The organism is Bombella pollinis (assembly GCF_026385485.1).
In the GTDB taxonomy this organism is placed as follows: Bacteria; Pseudomonadota; Alphaproteobacteria; order Acetobacterales; family Acetobacteraceae; genus Bombella; species Bombella pollinis.
The window spans coordinates 187,079-203,396 of record NZ_JANIDX010000003.1; the positions used below are offsets into that span (position 1 = coordinate 187,079).

General features: G+C 54.1%; 10 protein-coding genes and 1 tRNA gene. 7 read left to right on the top strand and 4 right to left on the bottom strand.

The genetic code is table 11. The features are described from left to right. The first annotated feature begins 59 nt into the window (after positions 1-59). A complete protein-coding gene (locus NQF89_RS04245) occupies positions 60-1,490 on the top strand; it encodes an amino acid permease (RefSeq protein ID WP_155572877.1) in 1,431 nt (476 codons plus the stop codon). Positions 1,491-1,544: 54 nt separating this feature from the next. Here NQF89_RS04245 and NQF89_RS04250 read toward each other — a convergent pair whose 3' ends face one another. Then, entirely contained in the window at positions 1,545-1,973 is a 429-nt protein-coding gene (locus tag NQF89_RS04250) for an EamA family transporter (protein ID WP_266137589.1), read from the bottom strand. A gap of 325 nt (positions 1,974-2,298) precedes the next feature. Between NQF89_RS04250 and NQF89_RS04255 the strand changes: the two genes are divergently transcribed. Then, complete coding sequence (locus NQF89_RS04255) at positions 2,299-7,560, top strand: type ISP restriction/modification enzyme (RefSeq protein ID WP_266137590.1); 5,262 nt, start codon at positions 2,299-2,301, stop codon at positions 7,558-7,560. A 74-nt stretch (positions 7,561-7,634) separates the two neighbouring features. Here the strand turns inward: NQF89_RS04255 and NQF89_RS04260 are convergent. Further along, positions 7,635-7,711, bottom strand: a tRNA-Arg gene (locus tag NQF89_RS04260). 67 nt (positions 7,712-7,778) lie between these two features. Further along, positions 7,779-8,927 (bottom strand): alpha/beta fold hydrolase, encoded by a 1,149-nt coding sequence (locus NQF89_RS04265; RefSeq protein WP_266137591.1) that lies wholly within the window; start codon positions 8,925-8,927, stop codon positions 7,779-7,781. Here NQF89_RS04265 and polA point away from each other — a divergent pair. From polA to NQF89_RS04280, 3 genes are read left to right on the top strand one after another with little or no spacing between them, the layout of a single operon-like run. Continuing rightward, positions 8,857-11,661, top strand: a complete 2,805-nt coding sequence (gene polA, locus NQF89_RS04270; RefSeq protein ID WP_266137592.1) for a DNA polymerase I — start codon at positions 8,857-8,859, stop codon at positions 11,659-11,661. The genes NQF89_RS04265 and polA overlap by 71 nt on opposite strands. 23 nt (positions 11,662-11,684) lie before the next feature. Then, positions 11,685-12,350, top strand: a complete 666-nt coding sequence (locus NQF89_RS04275; protein WP_266137593.1) for an SCO family protein — start codon at positions 11,685-11,687, stop codon at positions 12,348-12,350. Positions 12,351-12,361: 11 nt separating this feature from the next. Continuing rightward, a complete protein-coding gene (locus NQF89_RS04280; protein ID WP_099026176.1) occupies positions 12,362-13,036 on the top strand; it encodes an HAD family hydrolase in 675 nt (224 codons plus the stop codon). Between the two features lie 55 nt (positions 13,037-13,091). Here NQF89_RS04280 and purD read toward each other — a convergent pair whose 3' ends face one another. Next, entirely contained in the window at positions 13,092-14,330 is a 1,239-nt protein-coding gene (gene purD, locus NQF89_RS04285) for a phosphoribosylamine--glycine ligase (RefSeq protein ID WP_266137594.1), read from the bottom strand. A gap of 75 nt (positions 14,331-14,405) precedes the next feature. Between purD and xseA the strand changes: the two genes are divergently transcribed. Continuing rightward, positions 14,406-15,941, top strand: coding sequence for an exodeoxyribonuclease VII large subunit (xseA, locus tag NQF89_RS04290; protein ID WP_407652348.1), 1,536 nt, complete (start codon positions 14,406-14,408; stop codon positions 15,939-15,941). Between the two features lie 24 nt (positions 15,942-15,965). Beyond that, positions 15,966-16,313: a hypothetical protein gene (locus NQF89_RS04295; RefSeq protein ID WP_266137595.1), complete on the top strand. Its 348-nt coding sequence runs from the start codon at positions 15,966-15,968 to the stop codon at positions 16,311-16,313. Positions 16,314-16,318: the final 5 nt, after the last annotated feature.

A 16,318-nucleotide genomic window follows, 5' to 3' on the forward strand; every position in this document is an offset into this window, starting at 1 on the left:
GGAGTGTTCATCTTTTTTACTGGGTGCCCCGTACAGCCAACTATCATAAGGACCTTTTCATGAAGGAACCAACTAGCGATCAAACCGTGTCCGAGGATAAAGGACTTTCGAGTCGTCATATCGCGATGATTGCCCTGGGCGGTGTGATTGGCGCGGGACTTTTTGTCGGGAGTAGTGCGGCTATAGCAAAGGCGGGACCGGGCATTGCGCTCGTTTTCGTTGCTGTGGGCTTCTTAATCATGGCGATCATGCGCATGCTGGGCGAGATTGTCGTGAGTGACCCGGGCCGTGGCTCCTTTGTGGAATATATTCGTCTTGCCCATGGGGATCGGATCGGCTTTGCCTCTGGCTGGCTTTACTGGTTTTTCTGGGTGGTGGTGATTGGCTCGGAGGCTATCGCTGGGGCCATGATGCTGCGGGATTGGATCCATCTGCCTGTCTGGGTGTTGTCTGTCCTGCTCATCATCAGCATGAAGCTGGTGAACTTCTTTGCGCCAAAGATTTTTGGTGAATGTGAGTTCTGGCTTTCCAGCATCAAAGTGTTCACCATTGTGGCCTTTATCTTGCTGGCATTGCTTTATGTCCTGCATGTTTTTGGTCATGGTGTGTCCGTGCATGAGAATCTCTTTGGTCGCCGTGGTTTGTTCCCTAATGGTATTGTGCCGCTGCTTGCCCTTGTGCCAACGGTGTTGTTCACCATGATGGGGTCTGAGATTTCCACCGTTGCGGCGGCTGAAACATCCGATCCGGGCGAGAACGTCTCCCGCGTGACACGGACACTCGGCTTGCGGATTATGATGTTCTATGTCTCCTCCATCTGCTTGATTACAATGATCGTGCCGTGGTGGAGCCTTTATCCGGGTAAATCCCCCTTCGTGGCTGTGTTGAAGGTTATGGGTGTGCCGGGTGCTGCGCTCATTATGCAGATTGCTATCTTGAGTGCCGTTCTGTCCTGCTTGAACTCCAGCATGTACATCACCTCTCGTATCCTGACAGAGTTGGCGATTCAGGGTGACGCCCCGGCTTTCCTTGTGCGCTCTGCACCAGATAAAGCCCCGCGTATGGCGATTACGATCAGCTCTATTGCTGGGTTGTTGGTGGCGTTCTCCTCCATCTTCGCACCGAGTGAGATTTTCGGCTTCTTGCTGAACTGTAGTGGTGGGTTAATCCTCTTAACCTACGCGCTTATTGCCACATCTTATATTGTTCTGCGTGGGCGTAGTAAGCGTGCTGGGACGAGTGAGCATTTCACCATGATGCTCTATCCGTATCTGAGCATTGCCTCGTTGATTGCTATCATCTTGGTGTTTGTCGCCATGTTGATTAATCCCGGCGAGCGGGAAACGGCTTTTGCCTCCCTTGGTACAGCCGTGGTGTGCTATCTCATGGCATGTAACTTTGCGAGCCGTTTGGCCCCTGTCGCTATCTCCGAGCCTGTGGTGACGGAGGAAGAGACAAAGGACGAAGAGTCTAAAGACGGTAACGCCTAAGTTAGGCATAAGGAATAGGGATGGAGGGGGCTTCCTTCCATCCCTATGGGCGGGTTAACCTACAGAGACGAGGATAGCCCCCAGCCCTATAAAAAGAATCCCCATCCAGCCTTTAAGTGATAGCTGCTCACCTAAGAATGTGACGCTTAGTAAGGCGACAAACACAACGCTGAGTTTATCGACTGGTGCAACACGGGCCGCATCCCCCAGCTTGAGGGCGCGGAAATAACAAAGCCATGAGGCCCCCGTCGCCAAACCAGAGAGCAGCAGGAAAAAGCACGCCCGTGGCGTAAAGCCTGCGGTATTATGAAACTTTCCTGTCGCCAGCAATAAAGCGGCCAGAATAGCAAGAATAACGATTGTACGGATGAATGTTGCAAGGTCGGAATCTATCTCATTAACACCGACCTTAGCGCACAGAGCCGTTAATGCCGCAAAGCCTGCGGAAAGTAAGGCCCAAAAGAGCCATGAGGTAGAGGGCATTATACCTCCTCATATTATGCTGATCTTTTTCTAAAATATGGAAGATGGTCTGAAAAGGGGGCTTGCCAGGGTTAACGGTTCGGGTCTCCAACGTTCTATTTAATGGGCTTTTTGGTGGTAATATCTTTTGTAATTTTTTGAATTACAGTTTCTTCTGACTGTTTGTGTCAGTTCTCATATTCAGCAGGGGGGTATGCTCCCAGCGTGAGCAGAGAGGTAGAGCAAAAGGAAAGATCATAAGCTAGTTAGGATGAGAGCCGTCCTGCTTGGCGTTCCTTGCTTCACTGTGTAGTGTGAAAACACTATTATGAACCGGAGACCACCCATGTCCAATTCACAAGGCACTGCTTTTCGCACACTTCTAGCGAGTTTTGATGAGGATGGGCAGGGGCATAAGACAGGCCAGCGGGACCGGGGCACGGGGTTTGAAAAACTGGCCCAAATTTATCTTCAAAATGAGCCGAAATTTCAGGAATTATTCTCGGAGGTTTTGACCTTCGCAGATTGGGTTAAAAAATACATCCCCGGTGGTTCGGCGCGTGATACGGGGGTTGATCTTGTTGGTGTTATGCAGGATGGCTCCGGCTTTGAGGCCATTCAGGCCAAATTTTATAGCCCGGACCATACAATCTCCAAAAAGGAATTGGATAGCTTCATCGCGGCAAGCAATCGTGCGGACTTCATCAGTCGTCGGATCATCGCTACAACGGGCAAGTGGGGTGATAACGCTAAGGCTACCATGCAGATGGTCGAGCCGCTCATCCATTTAACAACGCTTTCCGACCTTGAAAATGCGGCCATAGATTGGAGCCAGTATCTCAAGACGGGTGAACCGACATTACTACCCCGCAAAACACCTCGTGAAGAACAGCAGGAAGCCATCGTAAAAACCGTCTCAACCTTGAAGGGGGGGACTATAGAACATCCTACTAAAGGTCGCCTTCTTATGGCTTGTGGAACGGGCAAGACCTTTACATCCCTCAAAATTGCGGAAAATCTCGCAGGCAAAGGGAAGGTTGTTCTGTTTTTAGCGCCATCGCTTCATCTTGTGTCTCAGACATTGACGGAATGGACGCAGCAATCTGCTATTAAGTTGTCCTGCTTTGCCGTTTGCTCAGATAGCGAAGTGGGTAAAAAACGTGATGATGTTGGACGGGTGGAAAATGACTTGGATTACCCCGCCACTACCGATGCCCTCGGCCTGACAAACGCCCTTACCAAAGCGCGTTCTGCTAAAGATGCTGATGAGCGGATGATCGTCATCTTTTCGACCTATCATTCTTCGCCTGTTATTGGGGAGGCGCAGAAGCTTGGTTTGCCTGCTTTGGACCTCGTCATATGCGATGAGGCGCACCGTACGAGCGGTGCTAAAAGGCGAGATGAAGAGACAAAGGCCTTCCAGTTCATTCATCAGCCGGACGGCATAAAACGGGCGCGCACTTTTTTTATGACGGCAACGCCGCGTATCTTCTCATCCGATGCGTTGGAGAAGGCCAAGGATGCCGATACAACCTTGTATTCCATGGATGATGAGGAGCTATATGGCCCCATTATTCATGAAATCTCTTTTGCTGAGGCGGTGAAGAAGGAGCGTCTCTGCCCCTATAAGATTGTCGTTCTCGGTGTGTCAGAGAGCGATGTGGCGGAGTTCGTCCCTAGTACCTTGTCTGATAAAGATAATAACATCACGTTGGATGTCGCCTCGCGTATTATTGGCGCATGGAAGGGCCTCTCCCGTGATGATATGCGAGGTGAGGATGAGACCCGCCCGATGCATAGGGCGGTGGCTTTTTGCTCTACGATTGATCCGTCTAAAAAACGTAGCGGCAATGTTGCCTCCCGTGTGATTGAGAAGGGGTTCTCCGATGTTGTGGAGGAGTACCGTAAGCGCAAGAGTAAGCTACCAGAAGAGGCAGCCAAGAAGGAAAAGCCTGGGGCTTATTGCGAGATTAGGCATGTTGATGGCGGGATGAACGCTGCCGAAAAAAGCGCACGGCTGGACTGGCTAAAGGATGATGCCCCACCCTTTATTGATGAAGATGGGAAAGAACGGGAGGTCTGTCGTATCCTCTCTAATGTGCGTTGCTTGTCTGAGGGGGTGGATGTCCCCGCATTGGATGCCGTGGTGTTTTTAGCCCCAAGTAGCAGCGAGGTGGATGTTGTTCAGTCCGTAGGGCGGGTGATGCGCCGTGCGCCGGGTAAGAAACGTGGCTATATCATTATTCCCGTTGTGGTGCCGCATGGTTATACGGCTGATGAATATTTCGCTAAAGGGTCATCAGGCTTTCGTACGGTTTGGATGGTTCTTCAGGCCCTCCGGGCGCATGATTCTTCTTTGGATGATGAGCTAGACCGTGTGAATCTTGGTGGCCAGCTGGACTATACGAAGATGGAAGTCGTATGCGTCTCAGCTCGTATTCCAGCTAAAAAGAAAAAGGGCAAAGCTGAATCCGCCGCCAATAGTGTGAATAAACATCTCAATGGTCAGGGTGCGGATGAACGTGCCTCTGAGGAGGAGATTACTGATTACGGCCAGCAGCTTGTCATGCAATATGGCCAGCGGGAAAAGCTGGCTGATGCGCTTTATGCTCGTATTGTGCAGAAGGTTGGCAATCGTAATCCCTTTGCTCGGTGGTCTAAAGACGTCAAACGCATTGTGGACCGGCATATTATTAGTATTACCCGCCTTTTGGATGGTCAGCTCCCCCTTGGGGCCGAGCATGATGCAGAACGTACCCTGCAAGACGCATCCGCCCGGGCCCGGAAGGTCTTTGACAAGCTAAAGGCGGAAATCCACGCCTCTATCAACCCGAACGTCCCGGATAGTGAAATCATCGAGATGCTAGGCCAGCACCTTGTGACAGGCCCGGTTTTTGATGCTCTTTTTGGGGAAAATGGTGGTCATAGCTCCAACCCCATGACACAAGCTCTTGATGCCGTCACGCAGGAGCTTTACGCCAACGGCTTGACGAAGGAACAGCAAGGGCTGGAGAGCTTTTATGACAGCATCCGTGCCCGCCTGAAGGATGCCAGCCCGGAGAGCCGACAGGCCCTGACCATCCAGCTTTATGATGACTTCTTCCGAGAGGCCTTCAAAAAACAAGCTGATAAGCTGGGCATTGTCTTTACACCGGTCCCCGTGGTGGATTTTATCATCCGCTCTGTTGAGCATGTGCTTCAGACGCAGTTTGGCTGTGGCATGGGGGATGAGAACGTCTCGGTTTTGGACCCCTTTACCGGTACTGGCAGCTTTATCGCCCGGTTGATTGACCTACGACAACGTCAGGCCGATGGTAGTGAGGGAGACTACATCATCCCTACCGAAAAACTGGCTGCCAAATATGAGGCCGCCGGGAAAGAAGATGCCATCCTTGGCAAGCCCGGCCTTTGGGCCAATGAGCTTGTCCTGCTCGCTTATTACGTAGCGGGTATTAATATCGCGACCTCTTATACCGCCCGTACAGGCAAACAAGCACCCTTTGGTGGCCTCTGCCTAACAGACACCTTCAATCTGACAGAACATGTGCAGACAGATAAGACCCTGCATGACAGCATGGGGGGCTACCTAAAAGGCAATAGCGAGCGCATCCTCGCACAAGAGAGTGCCCCCATCCGGGTGATTATGGGCAACCCGCCTTATTCTGCGGGGGCTAGTAAAGCCGGACAGGCCCAGAATGATAAATATGAATATCTCGATAAACGGATTGCGGAAACCTACGCTGCAGGGGTTAAAGCAACAAGTATAAGGCAGTTATACGATAGTTATATTCGTGCCATTCGCTGGGCTTCTGATCGTATAGGAGAGCAGGGGGTCGTAGGATTTGTATCTAATGCAGGATTCTTAGAAAGTGCACTTGGTTCAGGTCTCCGTAACGCTTTGGAAAGTGAATTTTCCGAAATCTGGATTTTCCACCTAAGAGGTTTGCGTGGACAGAAGACAGCAGGTGACCGAGCAAAGAAGGAGGGAGGCCAAATTTTTGGCATGGGTAGTTCAGCAGCCATTGCCATCACCATTCTAGCCCGCAAAAAGACTCATACAGGCAAAGGCCAAATCCATTTCTGCGATATTGGTGACTATCTTACAGCGCAGGAGATATATGCCCGCGCCGGGGCAGAGCTGAGCAACGCCCCAGAGACAGATAAGTTCCATTGGCTGCATCGCTTTGGGTCTATCGCAGCTATCCCGAGCGAAGCCTCAGATGCGGGGCAAGAAACCAACCCTGATGGCACGTTCCGCCGCTGGCAGACATTGACACCTGATGAGCATGGCGACTGGTTAAACCAGAGAGATGACAGCTTCTCGGTCTTTATGACGATGGGCAGCAAAAAAGGTGAGCACAGTATTTTTGGCTTATATTCTTTAGGTTTGGCTACTGCTCGTGATGCCTGGGTTTGGAACTTCTCTCAAGAGCGTATCCAACAGAGTATAGAGCAACAAGTTGCGACTTACGAAGCTGAGCGGGAACGGCTCAATGAGCTTTTGCCTCATGGTAAGAAAGAGGCTCGGCTGAACGAATTGAAACGCTCTCCTGACTTTGCAACAACGGCACTGAGCTGGACAAGTGGTTTACAGGATACAGTAGTAGCAGATAAGCCATTATCCATTTCCGATGGGGAGATGCGTGTTGGCATGTACCGTCCTTTTACGAAGGAAGTCCTTTTCTTTAGTCGCAGGCTGAATGAAAGAGTCTATCAACTTCCCAAAATCTTCCCAGAAGTGGGGATGGAGAATAAGGTGATTTGTGTAACAGGTGTAGGTAATACGAACCCTTCTTTTTTCATTTCAAATGTAATTCCTGATTTACAGGTAATGTTTAATGGACAATGCTTCCCTCTCTATCATTATGAACCCATAAAAACTGCGCAGCCTGAAGGGGATATGTTTGGGGGGATGGAGGAGCCAAGCGCGGCTCGTTACAAAAAGAAAAGTGCTATCACGCCAGAGGGCATGGCCTATTTCCGTAAAGCATGGCCCAAGGCGCAGTTTGATGGAGAAGATGTATTTTATTACATCTATGGTCTGCTTCATACCCCGGATTATCGCAGCCATTACGCCACCAGTCTCTCCAAGGAACTCCCCCGTATCCCTTGCGTAAAGGCGGAGGATGACTTCTGGGCGTTTTCCAAAGCAGGGCGGGCGCTTGCGGAGCTTCATTTGGGGTATGAGGCGGCGGTGCCTTATTTCGCGCTGGATGATGCTACGCATGTGCATATCAAAACCAAAGCGGGCCTTACGGAGGAGCAGCTTTATCGTGTCGAGAAGATGGCCTTTGCCAAAACCCGTGGTGAGGATGGCAAGCGCATCCCTGACAAAACCCATCTGATTTATAATAATCACATCGAGATTACAGGTATTCCGCTGGAAGCCTATGAATATCAGGTCAATGGCAAATCTGCTCTTGAGTGGGTGATGGATCGTCAGCAGGTCAAGATTGATAAACGCTCCACCATCACCAATGATCCGAACGATTGGGCTCTTGCCGAAGCTCAAGACCCTAAATGGCCCCTCTTGCTCTTTTTAAAAGTGCTGCATGTGGCATTAGAGACGAGAGAGGTGCTAGCCACGTTGCCTAAGATGGCGTTGTGAGAGAAAGACAACGGTAAGAGGCTAGCAAGGGGCTGAAATACGCCCCTAACGTCTTTGCTTTTAGGACTGTTGGATGGTGGACCCGGCGCGATTCGAACGCGCGACCTTTGCCTTCGGAGGGCAACGCTCTATCCAGCTGAGCTACGGGTCCGCTGGCCGTTCTTTTAACGGTAAGAGATGTGTTTGCCTAGCCCTTGTGGCCTCTTTTTTCATCTATATCAGCGTGTTTCTTTCAGCCAAAGCCACATGGTGGCAGCATTATCCCCGCCAGAGGGGAGGAAATGCCCCGGCTGCTCAAGCCATGAGAGAATGTCTCGGGCAGGGCGGTTCTGCGGCTCGCGGGAGATGAGGTGATAGCCATGGGGGAGTTCATCTAGCCGGAGGAGGCCTTGGGGTGATCTCTGGATAAGGTGGCGCGTGGCAGAGGCGGGGACAAATTGGTCGCGATCACCCCATATCAGCAAGGTGGGTGTGTGTAGTTTTGGGGTCTCTTGGGTGGCATGGCTCATCAGATGCGTTAGTCCCCGGAGGGCGTGGACGGTTGTGCCATGGCGGGTGAGAGGGTCGAAAAACATGCGACGGAGGGCTTTGATATTGCGCGTTGCAATATGGTGGCCCGGCATATGGGCCCCTGTTAGGCGAGCTTGAGGGGTGATGAGATTCCAGCCCTCCAAAAGGCTTTGCCATGGCTGGCCTAATGTCATGATGGCTGGGGCGAGGAGGATTAACCCGGCGGGGTGGGGGGCATGCAGTGCAGTGCTGGTGAGGAGGGCAATAGCACCCCCCATGCTCTCGCCCATTAGGTAAAGCGGTTGCTTGGGCCATTGTTGCTGGCACCATTGGGCCTCTGCTAGGCTATCAGCAATGAGGCGTTGGGTGTTGCTCCATGTCCGTGATGTGGGGAAGGCCCCAAAGCCGCGTATATCAGGGGCAACGATGAGGAACCCAGCCTGCGTTAAGGGTGGTGCCATAACCTCCCACGCATCGCGGCTATCCCCAAAGCCGTGAAAGGCCAGAATCACCCCGCGTAGGGGCTTGTTTTGGGGTGGCGTGTAAAGCCGTATGGGCGCACTCTTACCATCGGAGAGCGGGAGGGAGAGGCTCGCGAGGATGAAGGCGGATTCTGTAGGGCTGTGAGGCCATGTTTCCGGGCGCGGCCCCGTGCTGCACCCTGTGAGACATAGCGCATAACAGAGCATGAGAGGGAGAAATACAGCCTTATCGGCATGTGAGGCGTTTTTAAAGCGGCGGAAATCCGCTAGAGAGAGCCTATAGAGCAAAAGTAACGTGCCCAATATGGCAAGGGAGAGGGACGGCGTGACATCAAAAAACACACATCTGGTTTTGGTGGATGGTTCTGGCTTCATCTTCCGTGCCTTTTTTGCCATCCCCCCGATGACCAACCCGGAGGGTGTGCCTGTTAATGCCGTTTATGGCTTTACCAATATGCTCTCACGCCTCATTAAGGAGCATGAGGGCCAGCCTATGGCTGTCATCTTCGATGCAGGGCGCAAAACATTCCGTAACGATATTTATCCTGAATATAAAGCCCATCGGCCAGAGCCGCCGGAGGATTTACGCCCGCAATTCGACCTCATTCGCCAAGCGACGGACCAATTCGGCATCCCTGCGATTGAGCTACCCGGCTGGGAGGCGGATGACCTCCTAGCAACTTATGCGCGGTTGGTGGTGGAGCAAGGCGGGAATTGCACCATCATTTCCTCCGATAAAGACCTCATGCAGCTTGTGCGTGAGGGGGTGATGCTGAAGGACCCGATGAAGCAAAAGCCCATCGGCTTAGCGGAGGTTGAAGCGAAGTTCGGTGTAACGCCTGATAAAGTGGTGGATGTGCAAGCCCTCATGGGGGATTCTACCGATAATGTGCCGGGTGTGCCGGGCATTGGCCCAAAAGGGGCTGCACAGTTGATTAATGAATATGGCTCGCTAGAGGCGGTGTTGGAGGCCGCACCGGGGATGAAGCCTTCTAAAAGGCGGCAGAACCTAATTGACCACGCCGAGGGGGCCCGTATTTCCCGCCAGTTGGTTTTATTAGCGGATGATGTCGCTGTGCCGACCCCGGTTGATGAGCTACGTCCCTGCGAACCTGATGCCGAGACGTTGCGGCATTGGCTGGAGAGCATGGGCTTCTCCTCCATTCTTCAACGCATGGGTTTTGGGGGCAAGGCCCGCTCGCCAGCGCGGCATAAGCCTGATGTGAGCCCAGCCTCTAGTGGCGAGGCTGAGGTGGAGGGCGATATGGTGCCTCGCAGTGAGGCTCCCTTTGGCCCTTATGAGACGGTGACAACGCAGGAGGCACTTCAACAATGGGTGGAGGCTGCTTATAAGGCTGGGTTTGTTGCGGTGGATACGGAAACAACGGGCCTGAATGCACGCACGGCGGAGATTGTGGGTTTGTCTCTCGCTATTGCACCGGGGAAGGCGTGCTATGTGCCGTTCCGTCATGAAGGCACGTTGGAGGCTCCTGTTGGGGAGCAGCTCGCTGTAAAAGAGGCACTCGCCCTGCTTGCCCCATTGATGGCTGATGAGGCGGTGTTGAAGATTTTCCAAAACGCGAAATATGACCTCACGATTTTGCGCCGTGCGGGATTGGAGGTCATTACGCCGCTGGATGATACGATGCTGCTGTCTTACGCGCAGTCTGCTGGGGCGCATGGGCAGGGGATGGATGAGCTCTCCCGCCTGCATTTAGACCATACGCCCATCTCGTATGATGATGTTACGGGCACGGGGCGGAATCGCATCGCCTTTACGCAAGTTCCGTTGGATAAAGCAACCGCTTATGCGGCGGAAGATGCGGATGTAACATTGCGTTTGTGGAAGATATTGCGCCTGACCTTACCACGGCAGAAAGCCACCGCCTTGTATGAGGAGATGGAACGCCCCCTCATCACCGTATTGGAGGGGATGGAGGATGCTGGCATCCGTGTGGATGCGGAGGAATTGCGCCGTCTCTCGGAAGATTTCGCAACACGCATGGCGGAGATGGAGGAGGGGATTTATGACCGCGCCGGGCGGCCCTTTAATATTGGCTCGCCTAAACAATTAGGGGAAATCCTGTTTGATGAGATGGGTCTGCCGGGGGGCAAGCGGACGAAAACCGGCGCATGGGGGACAGATTCCCGCGTGTTGGAGGAGCTTGCTGTACAAGGGCACGATTTACCAACGGCTATCCTAAATTGGCGGCGTTTGGCAAAGCTGAAATCCACCTATGCGGATGCGCTGCTTAAGCTGATGGAGCCGAAGACCCAGCGTGTGCATACGACCTTCCAGATGACGACAACCACAACAGGGCGGCTTTCCTCCAATGAGCCGAATTTGCAGAATATTCCCATCCGCACGGAGGAAGGGGCGCGTATTCGGCAGGCTTTTGTGGCAGCACCGGGGCATAAGCTGCTCTCTGCGGATTATAGTCAAATTGAGCTGCGTTTATTGGCTCAGGTAGCGCAGATTGACCCATTATTAGATGCGTTTCGTCATGGGCAGGATATTCATGCCCGTACAGCGTCCGAGGTGTTTAATATCCCCTTAGAAGGGATGGATGCGTTGACGAGACGGCGGGCGAAGGCGATTAACTTCGGTATTATTTACGGTATTTCAGCCTTTGGGTTGGCGCGTCAGTTGCAGGTGCCCCAAGGGGAGGCCAAACGTTATATTGAGGCGTATTTTGAGCGTTATCCCGGCATCCGTACCTATATGGAGGCGATGAAGGAAGAAGCGCGCGAGAAGGGTTATGTCCTGACCCCCTTTGGGCGGCGTTGTTATGTGCCGGGGATGCAAGCGCGGCAGGCAGCGCAGCGGTCCTATGCGGAGCGGCAGGCGATTAACGCGCCTTTGCAGGGCGGGGCGGCGGATATCATCAAAAAAGCGATGGTGCAGGTACCGCGTGCTTTGGCTGAGGCCGGGTTAAAAGCGCGTATGTTGTTGCAAGTGCATGACGAATTATTGTTCGAAGTCCCCGATGAGGACGCTGAGGCAACAGCCGCTTTGGTAAAGCGTGTGATGGAACAAGCGGCCTCGTTAAAGGATGTAGCCTTGGTGGTGGAGACGGGGCTTGGGGATAATTGGGCTGAGGCTCATTGAGGTTTGAGGTCATAGTAAGGAGCATGATGGACGTGCAGAGTGACGGTACGGGCGGGGTGGAGCCAAAAAAATATCTAGGTTGGAAGATTGGGGCGGTTATAGCGGGTTTGCTGCTGGTCGCGGGGTTGTTAGGTTTGGGGGGGTATTATCTCTCCACTGGTCATGATGAAGGGGCGCGGCTCCATAAACAGGGTAATGAGGTTGGTGGCTCTTTCCGTGTCTTTTCCCTTGGGGGGGGAATGGTGACGGAAGGGGACTTCCGCGGGGCGTGGATGGTGGTGTGGTTTGTAGACCCGCGTTGCCCTGCTGCCCAATGCCAGCCGCCTTTAAAGGCTTTGGATGCCACCCTTATGAGCATGAAGGCACAGGGCCGGAAGGTCCTCCCCCTTGTTGTATCCTTAGATGCAAAGGCGGAGGATTCTGATGGGTTGAAGGATTATGTCATGGGGGTGGCCCCGCATATCTTCCCCGTTTTTGCGACCCAGAACATGACCCAAGCGATGACGCGCTTGTTCCATGCCCCTTATGAGCAGGAGCGGGGGACTGGATATTATAAGCCTGCGCCGTCCTTTGTGGTCATGGACCCAGAGGGCCATTATGTTGGGATGCTCCCTGTTACGCATGATTCAACGGCGTTGACGGCTGGGTTAGAGCACCTCATGGCTCACCCTCAGCAAAAGAGCCAATAAGGACCGCCGCTATGTTACGTTATCCTGTTCTTTTACTTGATTATGATGGCACATTGGCTGAAACACGCCCGGCTATTATTAGGAGCTTGCGCGAAGCTTTTGAGGACATTGGCCGTACCCCGCCCTCCGCTGCGGAGCTGGCAGAGCGGTTAGGTAAGGGCGATGCGCTCCAAGGGTTTTATAAGGGGTTAGTCAATGATAGCTCCCCCGAAGAAGCCGAGCGTTATGTCGCAGCCTATCGGAAGCGTTATGCCCAAGCGGATGCGGAGGAGACCTTCCTGTATGATGGGGTGCATGAGGTCTTGCCTATTTTAAAGCAGCGTGGCTATCGGTTGGTGGCCCTTAGTAACAAGCATGGGCCAACCTTGCGTCATAGTTTGGCACGGTTCCAGCTTGATGGGTTTTTTGAGGTCACCCTCGGTGCAGAAGAAGGGCTACCGCGTAAGCCAGAGCAAGAGGTGTTTCAGCATCGTCTGGCCCCGCTATTTCCTTCCGTCCCCGCAGCGGGGTTCCTCATGGTGGGGGATACAACGGCCGATATCGGCTTTGCCCAAACACTCGGTATGGATGTCTGCTGGGCCAGCTACGGCCATGGTGTGGCAGAGGTCTGTAAGGCGTTAAAGCCTACATATCATATTGATAGTTTGTGGGAGCTTCCGACCCTGTTAGCAAAGACGGAGAGCTAAGGGAGGCCCCCGCCCGCCGGTAAGGGGGTGGGGGGGTATCACCTATTATGCCGCTTTAGAGCCCAATATCGCTGCGGAGCATTTTATCAGCCCATTGAATAGTCGCTGCGGCCTCATAAGCGCGAGAGCGCGCCTTGGCTGCTGTGGGGGCTGTGGCGCAGATGGTCAGCACGCGCCCCCCATTCGCCACCAATTTATCGCCCTCTAGCTTTGTCCCTGCGTGGAATATGGAAACGCCGGGGAGTTGTGCGGTGCGGTCTAAGCCAGAAATGACACCCCCTTTTACCGGAGCATCAGGATAGCCTTTAGCCGCGAGCACGAGGGAGAGGGAGGGCTGGTCTGTAAAGCGGATGCTCTCCTCAGAGAGGGTGCCTTCTGCGAGGGCTTTGAGGGCGGGGAGGAGGTCGCTCTCTAAGCGGATGAGCAGGGCTTGGGCCTCTGGGTCACCAAAGCGGACATTATATTCTATGAGCTTTGGTCCTTCTTCTGTCAGCATCAAGCCTGCGAAGATGACACCACGGAAGGGCGTGCCCCGGCGGAGCATCTCAGCCAACATGGGACGGACAGTGAGGTCTAATGCGGCCTCTTGTGCGGCGCGGTCAAAATCCGGTGGGGGGCAGATGGCTCCCATCCCGCCTGTGTTAGGGCCAGTATCGCCATCGCCAACGCGCTTATGGTCCCGTGCGGCACCAATCAGGCTGGCTTTATCATCTGCACAAAAGGCAAAGAGGGATACTTCCCGCCCTGTAAGACATTCCTCAATGACGAGGGGGAGGCCGAGATGATCGATGGCGGCGAGGGCTTCATCAACGCTTTGTGCCACAACAACGCCTTTGCCCGCAGCGAGGCCATCGGCCTTGATGACAATCGGCGCACCTTGCTCACGCACATAGGCTTTGGCGGCGTCTATGCTGCTATTAGCATCAAAACGCTGCCAGCGTGCGGTGGGGATGCCCGCAGCATCGGCCACTTCTTTTGTAAAGGCCTTGCTGCCCTCTAAGGCCGCTGCCGCTTTGGAAGGACCAGCGCAGGCAATGCCAGCCTCTTTACATGCATCGGCTAACCCCGCCACGAGGGAGACTTCCGGCCCGGGGACGACCAAGTCGATCGCTTCTTTTTTGGCGAACTCTACAAGGCCTGCAATATCATCAGCTGCAATAGGGACACAACGGGCGCATTCTGCTATGCCGGGATTACCGGGGGCGGCAAAGAGGGCTTTGAGCTGAGGGGACCGGGCAATGGCGGTAGCGAGGGCATGTTCCCGCCCGCCAGAACCAACAAGAAGTACGCGCATCCTGTTTCCTTTATATGAGCCTGCGGTGTTGATAGCCGCTTTTACGTTGCCCCTCATTTAGCATAGAATAGCAGGATGATGGAACGAGACCTTCTTTTTTCTGCCCAAGAGCCGCAAAATGCTACTTCGGCGGGGAGTAACATCCCCGAATATTCTGTTGGGGCGATTTCTTCCGCCATTAAGCGCGTGCTGGAGGGAAGCTTTGGCCGTGTGCGCGTCCGTGGGGAAATCACGGAGATGAAGCGTTATGCCTCTGGGCATATTTATCTTTCCCTCAAAGATGAGGGGGGGAAGATTGCTGGGGTGATTTGGCGGGGCAATGCCTCTCGCCTTGGTATGGTGCCAGAAAATGGGACAGAGGTTATCGCCACTGGGCGCATCTCCTCTTATGGGGAGCGGTCGAGCTATCAACTGATTATTGAGCGGATGGAGTTTGCCGGGGAAGGGGCCATGCTCGCGCGAATAGAGGCCCTAAGGGTGCGCCTGCGAGATGAAGGGCTTTTTGCGCCGGAGCGGAAGAAGCCTATCCCCTCTCTGCCGCATCGTGTTGGGGTGATTACCTCACGCTCTGGTGCGGTCTTGCATGATATTTGCACTACTATTGCCCGCCGTTTCCCTCGTGAGATTCTGCTCTGGCCCGTTGCCGTGCAGGGGGAGGGAGCAGCACAGCAAATTGCTCATGCTGTTAAGGCGATGGGGCAGCTTCCCCACCCGCCAGATGTGTTGATTGTGGCGCGTGGGGGTGGCTCGTTAGAGGACCTCATGGCCTTTAATGATGAAGCCGTGGTACGGGCCGTGGCGGCGTGCCCCTTGCCGGTTATTTCCGCCGTGGGGCATGAGACCGATACAACCCTCGTAGATTATGCAGCCGACCGCCGGGCCCCGACACCGACTGCCGCGGCGGAGATGGCCGTGCCTGTGCGCTCGGAGCTTGTGGCAGACCTTGCCCATCGGGCAGCGCGCCTTTCAAGCGGGTTAGTGGGTATTTTGCAAAAGCAGAGCTTGCAGTTGCAAGCAATGGCCGCGCGTATGCCGGACTTGCCTAGTCTGCTTGATACGGCACGTATGCGTTTGGATGACCGCGCTCAAAGGTTGGAGCTTGCCTTACCGGGCTTTGTGATGCGTGCGCGTGCACGCTTGGGGGAGGCGGCATTTCACCTCCCGGCAATGGAGACGGTTCTTGGTCAGCGTCATCGTTTGCTGGAGGGGCAGGCGGGGCGGTTGCAGGCAGGGTGGGAGCGTTTTTGGCAGGGCTGCCAGATGCGTCTTATGCGGATGCCGTTGCAAATTAGGGTGATTCAAGGGCAGTGTGCTGTACAACGAGAGCGGCTTGTTGGGGTAGCGCGGCATTTAGAGGCTGTCTCTCCCCGTGCGGTGTTGGAGCGTGGTTATGTGCTGGTGCAGGATGCAAAGGGACGACCAGTGACGCACGCGGCGGCTTTACCTCAAGGGGGTGCAGTGCAGCTTGCGTTTGCAGACGGTGCAAGACAAGCTAAGCTAGAGCCTAATGAGGGTGGAGCAGGGCGTAGTGGCATTGTGCCGAGCACGCGCGAGAAGACCACCATAGCATCAGCCCAATGGGAAGACACGCAAGGTGAACTTGGATTATAATGAAGTGATATGAAGGAGGGGCCGATGCGTTATTATGGAGCTATAGTGGGGATAGGTCTTTTACTCACAAGCTGTGCGAGCCAGCCCTCCCAACAGGAGCGGGCGGCGGCAGAGCGTCCTAAGATTCAGAGTTTTGCAGGGGCCCCAACAGGCCCCTCTAATCCTGCATCCAACCGGGTGAAGATGAATCTGCCCTCCGCAGCAGTGACGACCCCGCTATGTGGCACGGCCCTGCATGAGCAAGCCGCCATAGGCGGAGCGATTTATACGAGCAGCCTTGGGACAGGCAATAACTGTACGCGTAATGCCTGTTTTCAGCCATTGACAGGAACCTTCATCGCGGAAAATGGCACGAATAGCGTTTGCCGCTAAAGAAT